The 13,063-nt window shown below is 34.3% G+C and carries 12 protein-coding genes; 3 read left to right on the top strand and 9 right to left on the bottom strand.

Translation table 11 applies throughout. The annotated features are described in order from the left end of the window. Window positions 1-19: 19 nt before the first annotated feature. Window positions 20-1,903 carry an MBG domain-containing protein gene (locus K5X82_10120; protein ID QZT35677.1) on the bottom strand — a complete coding sequence of 628 codons (1,884 nt, stop codon included), beginning with the start codon at window positions 1,901-1,903 and terminating at the stop codon, window positions 20-22. Window positions 1,904-2,365: 462 nt separating this feature from the next. Between K5X82_10120 and K5X82_10115 the strand changes: the two genes are divergently transcribed. After that, window positions 2,366-3,184 carry a 2,3,4,5-tetrahydropyridine-2,6-dicarboxylate N-succinyltransferase gene (locus K5X82_10115; GenBank protein QZT35676.1) on the top strand — a complete coding sequence of 273 codons (819 nt, stop codon included), beginning with the start codon at window positions 2,366-2,368 and terminating at the stop codon, window positions 3,182-3,184. A 640-nt stretch (window positions 3,185-3,824) separates the two neighbouring features. Here the strand turns inward: K5X82_10115 and K5X82_10110 are convergent. The 7 genes from K5X82_10110 to K5X82_10080 all read right to left on the bottom strand — a co-directional run bounded on the left by K5X82_10110 (window position 3,825) and on the right by K5X82_10080 (window position 9,412). After that, entirely contained in the window at window positions 3,825-4,526 is a 702-nt protein-coding gene (locus tag K5X82_10110; GenBank protein ID QZT35675.1) for a hypothetical protein, read from the bottom strand. 3 nt (window positions 4,527-4,529) lie between these two features. Continuing rightward, a complete protein-coding gene (locus K5X82_10105; protein ID QZT35674.1) occupies window positions 4,530-5,729 on the bottom strand; it encodes a hypothetical protein in 1,200 nt (399 codons plus the stop codon). 112 nt (window positions 5,730-5,841) lie between these two features. Continuing rightward, window positions 5,842-6,660: a hypothetical protein gene (locus tag K5X82_10100; GenBank protein QZT35673.1), complete on the bottom strand. Its 819-nt coding sequence runs from the start codon at window positions 6,658-6,660 to the stop codon at window positions 5,842-5,844. Between the two features lie 191 nt (window positions 6,661-6,851). Then, complete coding sequence (locus K5X82_10095) at window positions 6,852-7,337, bottom strand: hypothetical protein (protein QZT35672.1); 486 nt, start codon at window positions 7,335-7,337, stop codon at window positions 6,852-6,854. Between the two features lie 93 nt (window positions 7,338-7,430). Next, entirely contained in the window at window positions 7,431-7,847 is a 417-nt protein-coding gene (locus tag K5X82_10090) for a hypothetical protein (protein ID QZT35671.1), read from the bottom strand. A 513-nt stretch (window positions 7,848-8,360) separates the two neighbouring features. Next, window positions 8,361-8,909 (bottom strand): hypothetical protein, encoded by a 549-nt coding sequence (locus K5X82_10085; protein ID QZT35670.1) that lies wholly within the window; start codon window positions 8,907-8,909, stop codon window positions 8,361-8,363. Next, window positions 8,906-9,412: a sigma-70 family RNA polymerase sigma factor gene (locus K5X82_10080; protein QZT35669.1), complete on the bottom strand. Its 507-nt coding sequence runs from the start codon at window positions 9,410-9,412 to the stop codon at window positions 8,906-8,908. Before K5X82_10080 ends, K5X82_10085 begins: the two co-directional genes overlap by 4 nt. A gap of 182 nt (window positions 9,413-9,594) precedes the next feature. Here K5X82_10080 and K5X82_10075 point away from each other — a divergent pair, with 182 nt between their 5' ends. Together K5X82_10075 and K5X82_10070 are read left to right on the top strand one after the other, a co-directional pair. Further along, a complete protein-coding gene (locus K5X82_10075; protein QZT35668.1) occupies window positions 9,595-10,629 on the top strand; it encodes a TlpA family protein disulfide reductase in 1,035 nt (344 codons plus the stop codon). Window positions 10,630-10,702: 73 nt separating this feature from the next. After that, window positions 10,703-11,731, top strand: a complete 1,029-nt coding sequence (locus K5X82_10070; protein QZT35667.1) for a TlpA family protein disulfide reductase — start codon at window positions 10,703-10,705, stop codon at window positions 11,729-11,731. 70 nt (window positions 11,732-11,801) lie between these two features. Here the strand turns inward: K5X82_10070 and K5X82_10065 are convergent, their stop codons facing one another. Then, entirely contained in the window at window positions 11,802-12,557 is a 756-nt protein-coding gene (locus tag K5X82_10065) for a hypothetical protein (GenBank protein QZT35666.1), read from the bottom strand. Window positions 12,558-13,063: the final 506 nt, after the last annotated feature.

Genomic DNA, 13,063 nt, shown 5'->3' with positions numbered 1-13,063 from the left:
GAGCTATTTTTAATAATCATTACGGTCGAATGAGTTCAATGAACCGTTTTTCATAAACCTTTTCACCATTAAATTCATAACTAAAGAGATAAAAATAAGTCCCTTCATGAAGTGGTTTTAAATCATAGTCATTTTGATACTCTTGTACACTCTGAAATAGCATATGACCAGCACGATCATATAGTATAAGGCTGTTGTTCGCATATGCATCGATATTGTTAATTCGAAGCAGTGTTTCGTTAGTCCCATCATCAATGATTGCATTTACTACATCCATCTCTTCTTTTCTAGACCAAATTGCCATTGTAATTTGTTCTTGACCTTGATAGTTCGGATCTAACGATTTAACCATTACGGTATATTGACCAGATGCTACAGGCAACTCATGGCTGTCATTGTATGTTATTTCTATCGCAATTCCTTCTGGATCTGTGGTAACTTCCATCTCCTTGGCTTCTCCATCGTACTCAAACTCTTTCTGACCAAATGTAATCACCAGCTTTTTATTCTTAATTGTCAGCTTACCATTGGTCAAATGGATATTGTAATTTGGGTCGCTACCTCCAACTAATATTATATCATACTCTCCGGGACTGTCTCCTTTGTTGGCAGCGCATGAAATGGATGGAGATACAGCGATACTGTTATCTTCACCTACAAACCCATCAAAAGAACGGGTCAGTGGGGGAATCTCTTCACCAAAGTAACACTCCTTGTTATGAGCCGTGATGTAAATGGTTGCTTTTTGTATTACTAACACACATTTTTTTGTATATCCAATATTTGACCCAGCTCTCTTATCTGTGCATTTTGCAATCACTTCATAAGTACCGACCTCTTTGGGAACTTTAGATGAGCCGTTGTATGTAAGTTCATATGTGAAATCAGATGGTGTAATAGTTACTGCGACCCCATGGGCTGTTCCATTATAAGTCACATTTTTATCATCCATAGTGAAATCAACTGCAACAGATGGGCCTGTGACTGTAAATTTACCATTGGTAGTTTTGATGTCATAATGATCATCTTTTCCTCCTGAAAGTGTAATGTCGTAAGAACCCTGTACTGTACTTTTATCTACACTATTATTAATCGTGGGTAATTGATCAATAACGTCTTTTGTTTCTCCATTTACAAACCCTTTAAAAGTATATTCTATAGGAGGGTTTGCTTTCCCTTGTTCTTTGGTGACGTTTGTTACACCGATCTCTAAAGGAGCTTTGGTAATGGTAAGAAACCCAAATATTTTATTCCCTTCTATAACGTTATCATCATCGAATTTCACTTCATACCAATACTGTCCTACATTTACAGGCTCTACTTTGTTACCATATTCATCTTCATAGGTTACGGACATTTTTATGACTTCATAATTTAATATAATCTCATTGTGAGTACCCTTATAATATTTAGGTGTAAACTCATATGGTATGTCAATCTTAGTACCGGCGTATGCTGTCTCAATATCTCCTATAACTTGTAATTCGATGTCAGAACTAATTAATTTTTTGACATGAAGCCACGAGTTCTGAACTTGTATGTCATATACATCATCTGAACCACCTGTAACCATGATCTCGTAATCCCCTTCTGAAGAAGATCTCGTCGCCGCACACGTTGCTGTAGGTAATACATCAATGTCTGTTAAAGGTACGGTTGGATCATTCACAATGGTAAATCGAAATGTTGGATTATCTTGAGTATATAGACGAGTCTCTTCGACAGCTCTGATAATTAATATCGGTTTTGTCGATTCCGTCTCTTCTTCTTGGATGTGGTTCAAAGGGGTAGATATCATACTACTGTCTTCAACCTCTTCAAAAGAGGCTGCTTGCAGTACTTTATTCTCTATACTAGAGAACATAAAGTAGATCAAAACTAGAGCAAACATGAATTTACTCATAATCAATTCTTTATAATTCAATTTTAATGATATTCTTTACATCTCACACGTAATATTTTATGTAAAATTACGCAAACAAATTGCCTTTTTCAAACAATTCCATCTCTTTCTCTCTAAAAAGGCTTTTACTACGATTACTTATTTAAATATACGTAAATATAATTTAAATTCAAATAGTTACACATTGCAAAAATACAAACATAATGTTTAACTCCAACCCATAATAATGAAATATAACATATGAATATTTTTATTAAAATTATACTAGTGTTTCCATGTTCGTGAAATAGAAAATCTATTTTATATTTCACGAATAGAGGAGAAAAATCAATGTCATATGGTCGTGTTTCCTACGATATTTAACATCGATTTAAATAACAATAATAATATAAATCGTTACTTTTGTAACGATTTGTAAGGTAAGGTGCGTTAAATAAAAGAATTCATATAAATAAAAATAATATGTACAACGATTATATTAAGATAATTGAATCTGCATTTGAAGATCGTTCTTTATTACAGGAGAATGAAACACAGGCATGTGTAAGAGAGGTGATAGAACTTTTGGATCAAGGTAAAGTGCGTGTTGCAGAGAAGGTTGATGGCGAGTGGATCGTAAATCAATGGGTTAAGAAAGCAGTCCTTTTATATTTCCCTATTCAGGGAATGAAAACGATAGAAGTAGGACCATTGGAGTTTTATGACAAGATTGACTTAAAACGTAATTATGAAGCGTTAGGAGTTCGTGTAGTTCCTCATGCGGTTGCTCGTTATGGCTCATTCCTTTCGAAAGGTGTAATATTAATGCCTTCTTATGTAAATATTGGCGCATGGGTTGGAGAAGGAACAATGGTTGATACATGGGCAACAGTAGGAAGTTGTGCTCAAATTGGCAAAAACGTTCACTTATCAGGTGGTGTCGGTATCGGTGGTGTATTAGAGCCCGTAGGTGCTTCTCCAGTAATTATTGGAGACAACTGTTTTGTTGGTTCTCGTTGTATTGTTGTTGAAGGAATACAAGTTGGTGATGGTGCTGTATTAGGTGCAAATGTCGTATTGACAAAATCAACAAAGATTATTGATGTTACTGGTGACACGGAAAAAGAGCATGAAGGGTATATTCCTGAAAATTCTGTTGTAATTCCTGGTACACGTACAAAGAAATTCCCTGCAGGTGAATTCCAAGTTCCATGTGCATTAATTATTGGAAAGAGGAAAGAGTCTACAGATAAGAAGACTTCATTAAACGATGCTTTAAGAGACTTTGGTGTTTCGGTATAGTGAAGTATAATATCATTTTAAAAGAGAGGTCGTATGGCTTCTCTTTTTTATGCTCCAAACTTTAATACAATGAATTTTCAATATCCCTATTTGTAGGTATTGTAGAATGATTAAAAATAGTGGATATTTGTATTAACAAGTTAAACAAACAGATACGGTTTTTAGATTTAAATACAATTTCTCAATCAAACGTAACTCTTAAAAGTATTCTAAATAATAAGAACCATCTAAAAGAAAGCCATTATTTTTTTTCAAGAACAAAATTTAGTACACTTGAAGTAGATCAGAGATTCCTTTGATCTACTTTTTTTTTCTAAAGACTTTGCAAAAGTAGAATTACAAATCCCCATAAATAGGGATTGCAAGAAGATGAATTTTGCCCCATATTTGTAATAACAAGTTACCACAAGCTTATCAGGGATAACAACAGCCTATCTCTCTCATAAAACGTAAAATTCGGCTGTATTCTCTCTGCTCGGCATTTTATTTATTAGAAAACAGATTGAAATTCCGAAAGAGGTTGTTCTTACCACAAAGAACAACCTTTTGTTTTTTGTGGTAAAGCGATACAACCCATAATAAGAAGATCTTCATTATAGGTCATATTGCTTTAGATGGAATATATTAAAAGGAGTCACCTTTAAAAAGGAAGTCCAATCAACTGTAAGTTAATACCTATAGCACTAAACATAGGTATTGATGATTTAATAAAATAACTAAAATCTTTTCTATAGGTAATACTTGTCATCAGTGTCGACTTTTCGTTAATCTTAAAATCCGTACCTAACTCTAAAATAAGTGTTGGACTAGAGTTAATTCCGAAGTTCTCGTTGATGGCATTAAAAGTATTCACGATAGTCGTTTTCCCTTGATAAAGATCCATTGTAAATTTCTGCCTATAGAAGTAGTTAAGTTCACCTCCAACTCCTAGATAGATATTGTTTTGACATATATCTGTTAGCTGAAATTGTCTCATATAACCCATTGTGAATGCACTATAGCCTTCGTGGGAACTTGCCATCTGGAATGCTGGATCTCCATTAGAGTTGGTATAAGGGTCTAATACTTCGGTGGAGTAGCTATTGTATCGATGAGACAGAGACCACACGGATCGATTTAATCTTCCGGCTTTTTGTGTAACGAGTTGAACTGCAAATTGGTTAAAATAACTTGCTTTTGTGGGAACTGTCTTTATGGAGTTCAAGTGATTTGAGCCCGCTTGTCTATCAACCCAAGAAACTCCATTTGATAAAGAAAAACTAATTTTCTTTGTACGTTGTGCTTTTACTGGTTGTATACATAGAAGGAATACAACCATCAATATGATGCTTAGTTGTTTCATAAATTAAATTGAGATAGTACGATCTTTGAATTGTAGCTTTTCAATATGGATAACTGTATCGGTATGATCTCGATCAGAAACTTTATCTTTTATTACTGTCTTTGTCCCAGTAATAGTAATCTCATATTCGCTATACATGCCTTCGTAAACAACTGTATCTGTGCCATCATTGCCATCGATATAATCGTCTCCTTTTCCCCCAATAAAGGTATTGTCTGCAATATTACCAGTTAAATTATTGTCATATTGATTCCCTTGCAAACCACTATTAAGAGTTCCTGTTAACGTGGCATCTCTCAAGTGTTTAGATTTATGGGTATAAGAGAAATCTTCTCGATAGTCAAGATGGAAAGTTCCCTCAAAAAGTTCATATATATGAGCATTGTAAGTTAGAACTGCAGGTAAGAAAGCCTCTACGAGTCCATACCCAATAGGATCTTTCTCTTTCAACATCTCTCTAGTATTATAAAGATACTCTCCATACTGAGCAGGTGGGTCCTGATATGCCCATGCATCGAGATACACATCCCATACAGATGCCAAGTACTCTTGATCATAGTCTGCCTTAGGAAGTTCACTTGGTGGCATGTAAATATTACTACTTACTGCATCGTGTGCTCTATCATATATCTCTTTTTGATATTGAGGAAGCATAGGAGTAATGCCATAATCCTGTGTGAGATGAAGAATCTCTTCGTAACTGGCATCCCTTGGGGAATTCTGAATATATTCAGGTGATCCTTCGACAAATGCTTCAGAGGCATACAGGTCTTGTCCGTTAAATGGAGCAAAAGTCAAAGAGCTCATATGCTGCTCTTTATCATCTTCTGTATTAAAGAAGTAAAGAGCAGCATTTCTGTCTGCCATACTGTTCGCAATAAGAGATTTGAAGCTGCCATACTTAGAACCTTTGACATCCGTAAGATACATAGCTAAAATCTGTCTAGCTCTAACTACCTTGGCATTACTAACTCCAGATTGAGCAAAGATATGGATAGGTCTTCCATTAGGAGCAGTTACCTTAGTATATTTCGAAAAAACATCCCTCATCTTACTTGAGATATCATCAGGCAACGGAACAATCCCTTGTTCGCTAGACGTAATATCTACTTTTGTAAGTGAGTCGATGGTATCTTTTTCACTTATACACCCCCATAAAAGAAGCATGAGTAAAATGGCTCCCCATTTTGTAACTCGTTTCATTATAATCATTTAGTGTCTATATGTGTTTCACTACAATAACGAAAAATAATTGGAATTATTATACACCCCAAAGCCATGATAATAAGTGATTGGATTGATGTTTAATATCAAATTACAGTGTCCATTTATCACATATCAAATTCGAATGATATATCTCTTTAAGTGCTAAGGGTTGATCAATTGTGATGGTTTGTTTATAAGTGAGAAGGTATGATATCCACTCTTTTGCATGTTTGCTTTCAATACTATATCTATGTTGTTGACCATTTTCAGTCTCCGTAAAACAGAGTTCGGAAAAATGATGGTTATCGAATACATCCAATAGATCTTTGACAAACTTATCCCATCGGTCTTTTGCAGCCGTTTGATGTGCCGTTTGAAGTGCAAATATTTCAAGCTCATGTATTTCACGAACAGATATCGAAATTATTCTATCTGTGTGGGAAGTGAGAACCATAAGATACCATTCCGTTTCAAAAGCGATGAGAGATACAGGAGTACCAATAGTAATTGATTGAGAGGAAGTGACCTTTAAATTACTAGGTTTAATGAGCGACCGTATAATGGTTTTAAAAATTACGGTATTGAAGAGCTCCTCATGTTCTAGATGTATGAGGCTAGCATAGTTATCATTAAGGTGCAGTACTTTCTTTAGCCGCATAGCATCGAAGAGTCTCTCTTCATTGCCCAGTATATTATTTTGATGGATATAATATCGTTTTTCAATATGGTCATAGTTGATTTTAATCCCATATAATTCATGAATATCGATAATATCCCTTCCAAAAGTTCGCAAAGATGTAGTTAGCTCAACTCCTGAAAGTTTAGATTGGTAGTTTAGTTTCGAGTATATCTCTTTGAAACTTGCTGGTTTTATCCAAAGCATATCTACAATCGCATGATGTCGACGTATTACATTATTTATAGACATAGATTTTACTGTTTGTTTTTCTACTTGTTTTCGTTTCGATGGACAAGAAAAAAAACGTCTATGCCATAATATGTCGTACTGGTGTAATCGATACTATAATCAAAAGTACTTATACTAACTAGAGGGGAATAGTAGCCATAAAGTGAACAGTCAATAATTTATTGACGGCATATTTACTTTGAGTCTATTAACTATTTTGTCATAATATTATTAACCTTCGAACTTACTTTGGTTGCAGGAATCCCAATTACTTGAGCAATTGTTTCCGTATTTAGCCCTTCTAGACAAAGGATTATAAGCATCCTATCCACCATAGAGAGTTGACCAAGACAGCCCTCTAGATTTTCTTCTCTGTCTAAGCGAAGTTGGTATACACTCTTTTGTAGTTCATGCTTAAAATGTGATGTTGAAATAGACAGACTGTCTTTTCCTCTCCACGTATAGGATAAGGAGCTATTCACAATAACACGATAAACCCAAATAGTCGTTACTTCATCTTTTAGATGGTCTATACTTTTCCATATATTAGAAACGATCTCTTTGTAAATAGGAGACTCTTCATTGTCTTCAAGATTATAGTATAGACAAAAGCTATTTATCTCAGATTCATATTTAGCCATAATTTGTTGGAAGAATAGATCTTTATGTAAGTGACTTATTGATTTTGCTTTTATCATAGTTCAAGGAAATTTATATGTAGATACAGTCGGGTTGAATAAAATATGTAATTATAAAAAGGACTATTGAAGTTCTTTAGGTAATAATTTGGTTCATTGATATATGCTACGATAACGATATCTCCAAATTAGATTGGCTACGATAATTGTAAAGATAAACAGCAACATCAGTAATCGTATAACAAAAAGGGCAATATCCATATTATGGGAAGAGACTTTAGCTGAAGTTATAGTGACAATAAATAAGGTTGCTAAAAGATAATCTCCAACTTGTACACTTTTGTATCTTCTTAATGTTTGACGGAGCATCATGGTCTTTGGAACTCCATAGTCAATATTTTTATATTGAAGATAAGATCTTCTAATAGGGAAAAGAATGATAACGAAAGTTGACCATTCCAATAGAACCCAAATATTGACACGATTAACTCCCTTATAGAGTACCTCTCCAACCTCAAAAGACTTCGCAACAAAAAACAAAGAGAAGGTGATGAAGAGTAAATCAAACATGATCCGATACCTTTGATCTTATCAGCCTCATAAAAGTATCGTGATCATTCAAGGTGAAAGTATTATGTTTATTCATATTTATAGGTATTGAGATTAGTTTACAATAAACAATAAGAGAATAGTCCCCTTCTAACTCGTTAAGGAGTTTTTTTGCAAAATCACGCATTGGTTTCTTTCTTCTGTAATCAAAGAAAAGTGAGATCGCTAAAACAGGTACACAAAATAATAATATTAAGAAACCATGTTTCTGAATATTAGAAATAAAATATAACACGAAAGATACACTGGTTAGAGTGTAACATATCTTTTGACCTCTAGTTTTCGACTTCCGCCAGTTTAGTTGTGATTTAATAAGTAATGTAGAGGGTTGCCCATAATCTATATTTTTATAGTATCTAATATCTTGATATGATGCACAAGAAATATATATATATGTCAGTATTAGGAAGAGAAATAAAGTTAATCTACTCATTCTTATTTCTTGCCCTAAGGTGGACTAACCTGTATGTCATGCTACTCTTCTTCCAACTCTTTAATGATCTTTTTGGCATAATCTCTCATTGGCTTTCTCTTTCTCTTTTCATAATAAATTACGATGAAAAATGTTGGAACGCACAAAATAAATATTAGTAATAATTTTGATTCGCCTTGCATGATACTGAAAACAACCGATGCTAAGACTAATGATATATGGATACCAAGGGTTATCTTTTGACCTAAAGTTTGAGGATTCCTCATATTTAAATAGGATTTCATCAATAAGAGAGTGGTTTGTCCGAAATCGAAATTTTTATGGTATCTATGTCTTTCGATAAATAAAAAAGGGATGTTTAGTGTCATTATAACGAAAATGGTTGTTATCGTATCCCATTCAACAATGGGGGTCATAAAGAGTTTATTGATAATAGTATCCCTTTGGATCACTATATTTAAAAGGAAAAGGACTACAAGTGTCCCCATGCTGAGATAGTTGCCTTTGATCATCTTATTATTCTCTTTCTTGAATTCCTCTACAAAATTGAAATCTTCAGGGAGGTCTTTTTTTCTTTTAAATAGTCTCATAATATCATTTTTTTACGTAGGGTTTCTTTTATGCGATGGATCTTCACTCTTACATTACTCACACCAATCCCCACAATATTAGAGATCTCTTCCATCGATAGTTTCTCTAACATTAACGTGATAAGCATTTTGTCAATCATCGAGAGCTGATTAATCTCACACTCTAACTGTGCGATATGATCTTCTAATTGCCAACTGTCTTCATTATGGTTAATCAATTCAGATAAGTTATCCTGTTCTTTATGAAGAAAAAGTTGTTTCTCTTGCGAGATCTTTCGTATATGAGTCAACGCCGTATTTACAGTCACCCGATATACCCATGTACTCAATGCCGCATCTCCACGAAAGTGTTCTAAACTCTTCCATATATTGGTTAGAACCTCTTGATATATGTCTTTTCTCCCTTCAGGATCACGATAATAGTAGTGACATATTCTTTTTATTTTCTCGTCGTTTGATTCTAATATTTCATAGAAGAGCGACTCTTTCTTTTTCTGATTCACTATAGTCGTTTTTTTATTCTATCACATCATACTTTTACCTATAAGACGTGGAAGTTCCTGAAAGTTACAAAATATGTGTTTTTTTATTTAATCAAAACAGTCGGTGTTATGTGTAATATTTTCATTATATTGTTAGAACTAGCTGGTTATGAAAAACCTATTAAAAGATCAATATCCTACATATGATGCTAAAAACCTTACTTGGGTATACCTATATCTCTGTCGTTTTACTCTTGAGTTCATGTAGCAAACCGTCTCAAAGAGACTATGCTTTGTTGACAATAAAAAGCACTGATTCTACATTAACACAACTCCAAATACGCTATGGGCGTAAGGATTTTAAATTGTTGACGAAAACTAAAGATGACGTTTTTACCGACACGATTCGTTTTTCCAATCTAGACGTAGGGGGGATACTCCTTAAAGGTAAACCCGGAGTGATATTTTTATATACAAGACATGGTTCGGACATGGTAATGGAGATAAATGGAAGTAAATTCATTGATGCTATTTTCACCAAAGATCTCCAAAAAGAGAATCAATTCCTTATTGATGCTCGTATTGAATTGCGCACATTAAAAGATGATTTTGATAAGATCCAGAACCTACAACAAGCACAACAAGTCTTGGATGAGTTTGTCGATAAATACGTAGTCAAAGCCAAGAAAAAATCAAAAGATCCAGTCTACAAACTATTGGTAAAAAGAGAGGTAACAAATGCGGCCAGGAATGCAATCATATATCCATTTAAAAAAAAGGAGCATTTGAGACTAACCAAAAAGTGGGATCTATCGGAAGGTAAGCCTGCACCAAAGTTTATCGATTATGAAAATCTTCATGGAGGAACCACTTCTCTAGATGATTTAAAAGGAAAGTATGTGTACCTCGAATTTTCAACGATCAACTGTGGCCCCTGCCGAAAAGAATTACCTTACTTAAAGAGTATAGTAAGGAAATACCAACATCAAAACATCGCCTTTGTAAATATCAATTACAATAGAAAAGAGGACCATGATTGGTGGAAAGAGGTGATGTCCAAAAAAGACTTCCCTGTGATACAGTTATTCGCAAATGGTGATCGTTATCTAATGCATGCATATGAGAAAATGGGAGTGCCTTCATTTGTTCTTATCGACCCCCAAGGGAATATTGTGAATGCAAATCCCCCTCGCCCCTCTAATCCTAAATTGGTCAAATTGTTAGACGCTCTGCTATAAGATGAAATGATAGCCCCTTTTTGACAACTAAAACAAACTTAAAATCATATAAACTAATACTAAATTTCAAACGATGATGAAAACATTACAACAAATTACCTTACTATTTGCCATCCTTATGTTGGCTTCTTGCGACAAAACACCACCGAAGGATTGTGCGCTACTAACCATTAAAACAGAAGATTCTTCGTTAAAAGAGATTCGTGCACGAATAGGAAGAAAGGTGAAGGTATTAAAGAGAGATTCTAATGGAGAATTCTGTGATACAATACATTTTAAGAAACAGAATAGTGATCAAGTTCTCTTGTTTGCAAATAAGACTATAAGATTCGTATATATCGAAAAGAATAAGAGTGTGGTGATGAATGTAACAGGAGACAACCTATCGCTAGCCACATTTGATAAAGATCTTGCGAAGGAGAACAACCTATTTACTGAAGTGGACAAAGAGCTTAATCAGTATAAGGACAAGGTGGAAATGATAGAGACCATCGAAGAAGCGAAAGAGGAAGTCGACAAATTTGTAAAAGAGTACGAAAGCAAAGGAACTTTAATATCCAAAGATCCGATCTATAAAAGAGTTGTAAAGATGACAGTAGGCAATAATGCTGCAATAACCATACTATTCCCTGTTCAAGATAGAATCCGCCATCAACGATTGACTGTTGGAGATCTGTCGAAGGGTAAGCCTGCCCCAAAATTTGTCAATTATGAAAATTATAGTGGTGGTAAAATATCGATGGAAGACTTAAAAGGTAAATATCTATTAGTAGAGATCTCATCATCTAATTGTGGGGCTTGTAGGAAACAAGTAGCCCCACTTAAAGAGATAGAGAAGCGTTATAAAGATAAGAATATTACTTATGTGAACATCGATCTTGCACAAAAGAGGCATCATGATCGTTGGATGAAAAGAGTAAAAAAGGAGAAGCTCTCAGGAGTACATCTTTTTGCCAATGGTGATGATGAATTAATGAAGGCATATGCAACAAATTCTTTCCCAACATTCATACTCATTGATCCACAAGGAAATATTGTAACAGCAAATGCCCCAAAACCTACTAATCCTAAATTAATAGAACTATTGGATCCACTACTATAACCGCACATTAGATGACTAAACAGAGAGGAAAGATATTTTGTTTACCTCTCTGTTTATCTGGTTGCCTATCTTATTTAAGATCAGGTGCAATCTGATAGGTATTACGAAATTCATCTTGCACTATAATTGTATGCCCAGTTGAGATATTTACAAACTCCTCCTCTATCCATTCTACCTCATACTTCCAACCCTCAGGCAACTCCTTCATGCGATCACCTAACCCTTTTAGATCTTCAAGACTAAGATCCTTTAGTATCTCCTTCGAAGCCGCCTGCATTACATATTGAGTTCCGTTTGGAGAAATTAATTTGTATATATAATCATTTGCATAATAGGTGTATTTGGTCAAACGATTCATCTTTATTTCATGATAAGGTTTTCTATCTTTCATCGCTTTCATACTCATGGTAAAAAATGCAGGAATAAGCATCTTATGACCCATGATATCTCCTATAGGCACTGATTTACCTGCCCCAATTTCATCAAGAACCCAAAATCTAGGGCCATTAAATACAACATAATCCGCCCCACTCTCCTTCTTTATCTTATCGACATTGCTTTTAAGATCAGCCCAATCATCGGCAGATATCAAACTATTTAGATCATTGTAAATAATAAGATGGAGGTCAGTCCAATTTCTCCAAGCCAAGAATATTTCATGATATGGTATTGGTCTCCCTTTAAACACAGCTGCTTTTCCGCGTTGTTGGTTATTGATATCTGGATAGGGAACTTCACTATCTGGAGTACCCCTAAATTTATCCAATCCCAAGAATATTAAGATTACGATGGCTAACCATAAAAACCTATTGTTTTTCTTTTTCATCTCTGCAAAGTCATTTATTGTTTCATATATTTATATGCCTTGCCCATTATTGCATGGACATCAATGCCTACCTAAGAATCAGAACATATTAGAGTACGATTTAGTTCTGTTTAATTAACAGATAATTGTATTGTAAATAGATAGCTGTTTTGATGGAATGATACTTCATGTATAAAGAATATAGAATCTTTAAATATCGTCAGGAGGTAGAGAATCTGCTTAAAACTGTCAATATATGTATGTGAGAGCAATGCACTAAATGTACTATCCAAGGATTTTAACCTTTTACATGTAGCAATGTAAATCTGTCACTTTTCAAAATCCTATACCCTAATACCCGATACAGAGTAATGATCCCAATGAATTCGATTTCATACAATAGGATTTTAGGTGATGTTTACTCTTGTTAAATGATCAAAATAAAGATTATTTATGTGGTGTTTGCAACAAATATTTTATTCATTTGTTTCTACATCAGTATTTATATGGATGATATGCTTTCAAAT

It is taken from the genome of Prolixibacteraceae bacterium, from assembly GCA_019856515.1.
Taxonomy (GTDB): Bacteria; Bacteroidota; Bacteroidia; order Bacteroidales; family Prolixibacteraceae; genus Halosquirtibacter; species Halosquirtibacter xylanolyticus.
This window is presented reverse-complemented; position numbering and strand designations above follow the sequence as displayed.

Excerpts from the sequence above, each read along its gene's own strand:
- K5X82_10110 (QZT35675.1), bottom strand. The coding sequence starts at position 4,526 with ATGAAACAACTAAGCATCATATTGATGGTTGTATTCCTTCTATGTATA.
- K5X82_10120 (QZT35677.1), bottom strand. The coding sequence starts at position 1,903 with ATGAGTAAATTCATGTTTGCTCTAGTTTTGATCTACTTTATGTTCTCT.
- K5X82_10095 (QZT35672.1), bottom strand. The coding sequence starts at position 7,337 with ATGATAAAAGCAAAATCAATAAGTCACTTACATAAAGATCTATTCTTC.
- K5X82_10115 (QZT35676.1), top strand. The coding sequence starts at position 2,366 with ATGTACAACGATTATATTAAGATAATTGAATCTGCATTTGAAGATCGT.
- K5X82_10070 (QZT35667.1), top strand. The coding sequence starts at position 10,703 with ATGATGAAAACATTACAACAAATTACCTTACTATTTGCCATCCTTATG.
- K5X82_10090 (QZT35671.1), bottom strand. The coding sequence starts at position 7,847 with ATGTTTGATTTACTCTTCATCACCTTCTCTTTGTTTTTTGTTGCGAAG.
- K5X82_10085 (QZT35670.1), bottom strand. The coding sequence starts at position 8,909 with ATGAGACTATTTAAAAGAAAAAAAGACCTCCCTGAAGATTTCAATTTT.
- K5X82_10075 (QZT35668.1), top strand. The coding sequence starts at position 9,595 with ATGATGCTAAAAACCTTACTTGGGTATACCTATATCTCTGTCGTTTTA.
- K5X82_10065 (QZT35666.1), bottom strand. The coding sequence starts at position 12,557 with ATGAAAAAGAAAAACAATAGGTTTTTATGGTTAGCCATCGTAATCTTA.
- K5X82_10105 (QZT35674.1), bottom strand. The coding sequence starts at position 5,729 with ATGAAACGAGTTACAAAATGGGGAGCCATTTTACTCATGCTTCTTTTA.
- K5X82_10100 (QZT35673.1), bottom strand. The coding sequence starts at position 6,660 with ATGTCTATAAATAATGTAATACGTCGACATCATGCGATTGTAGATATG.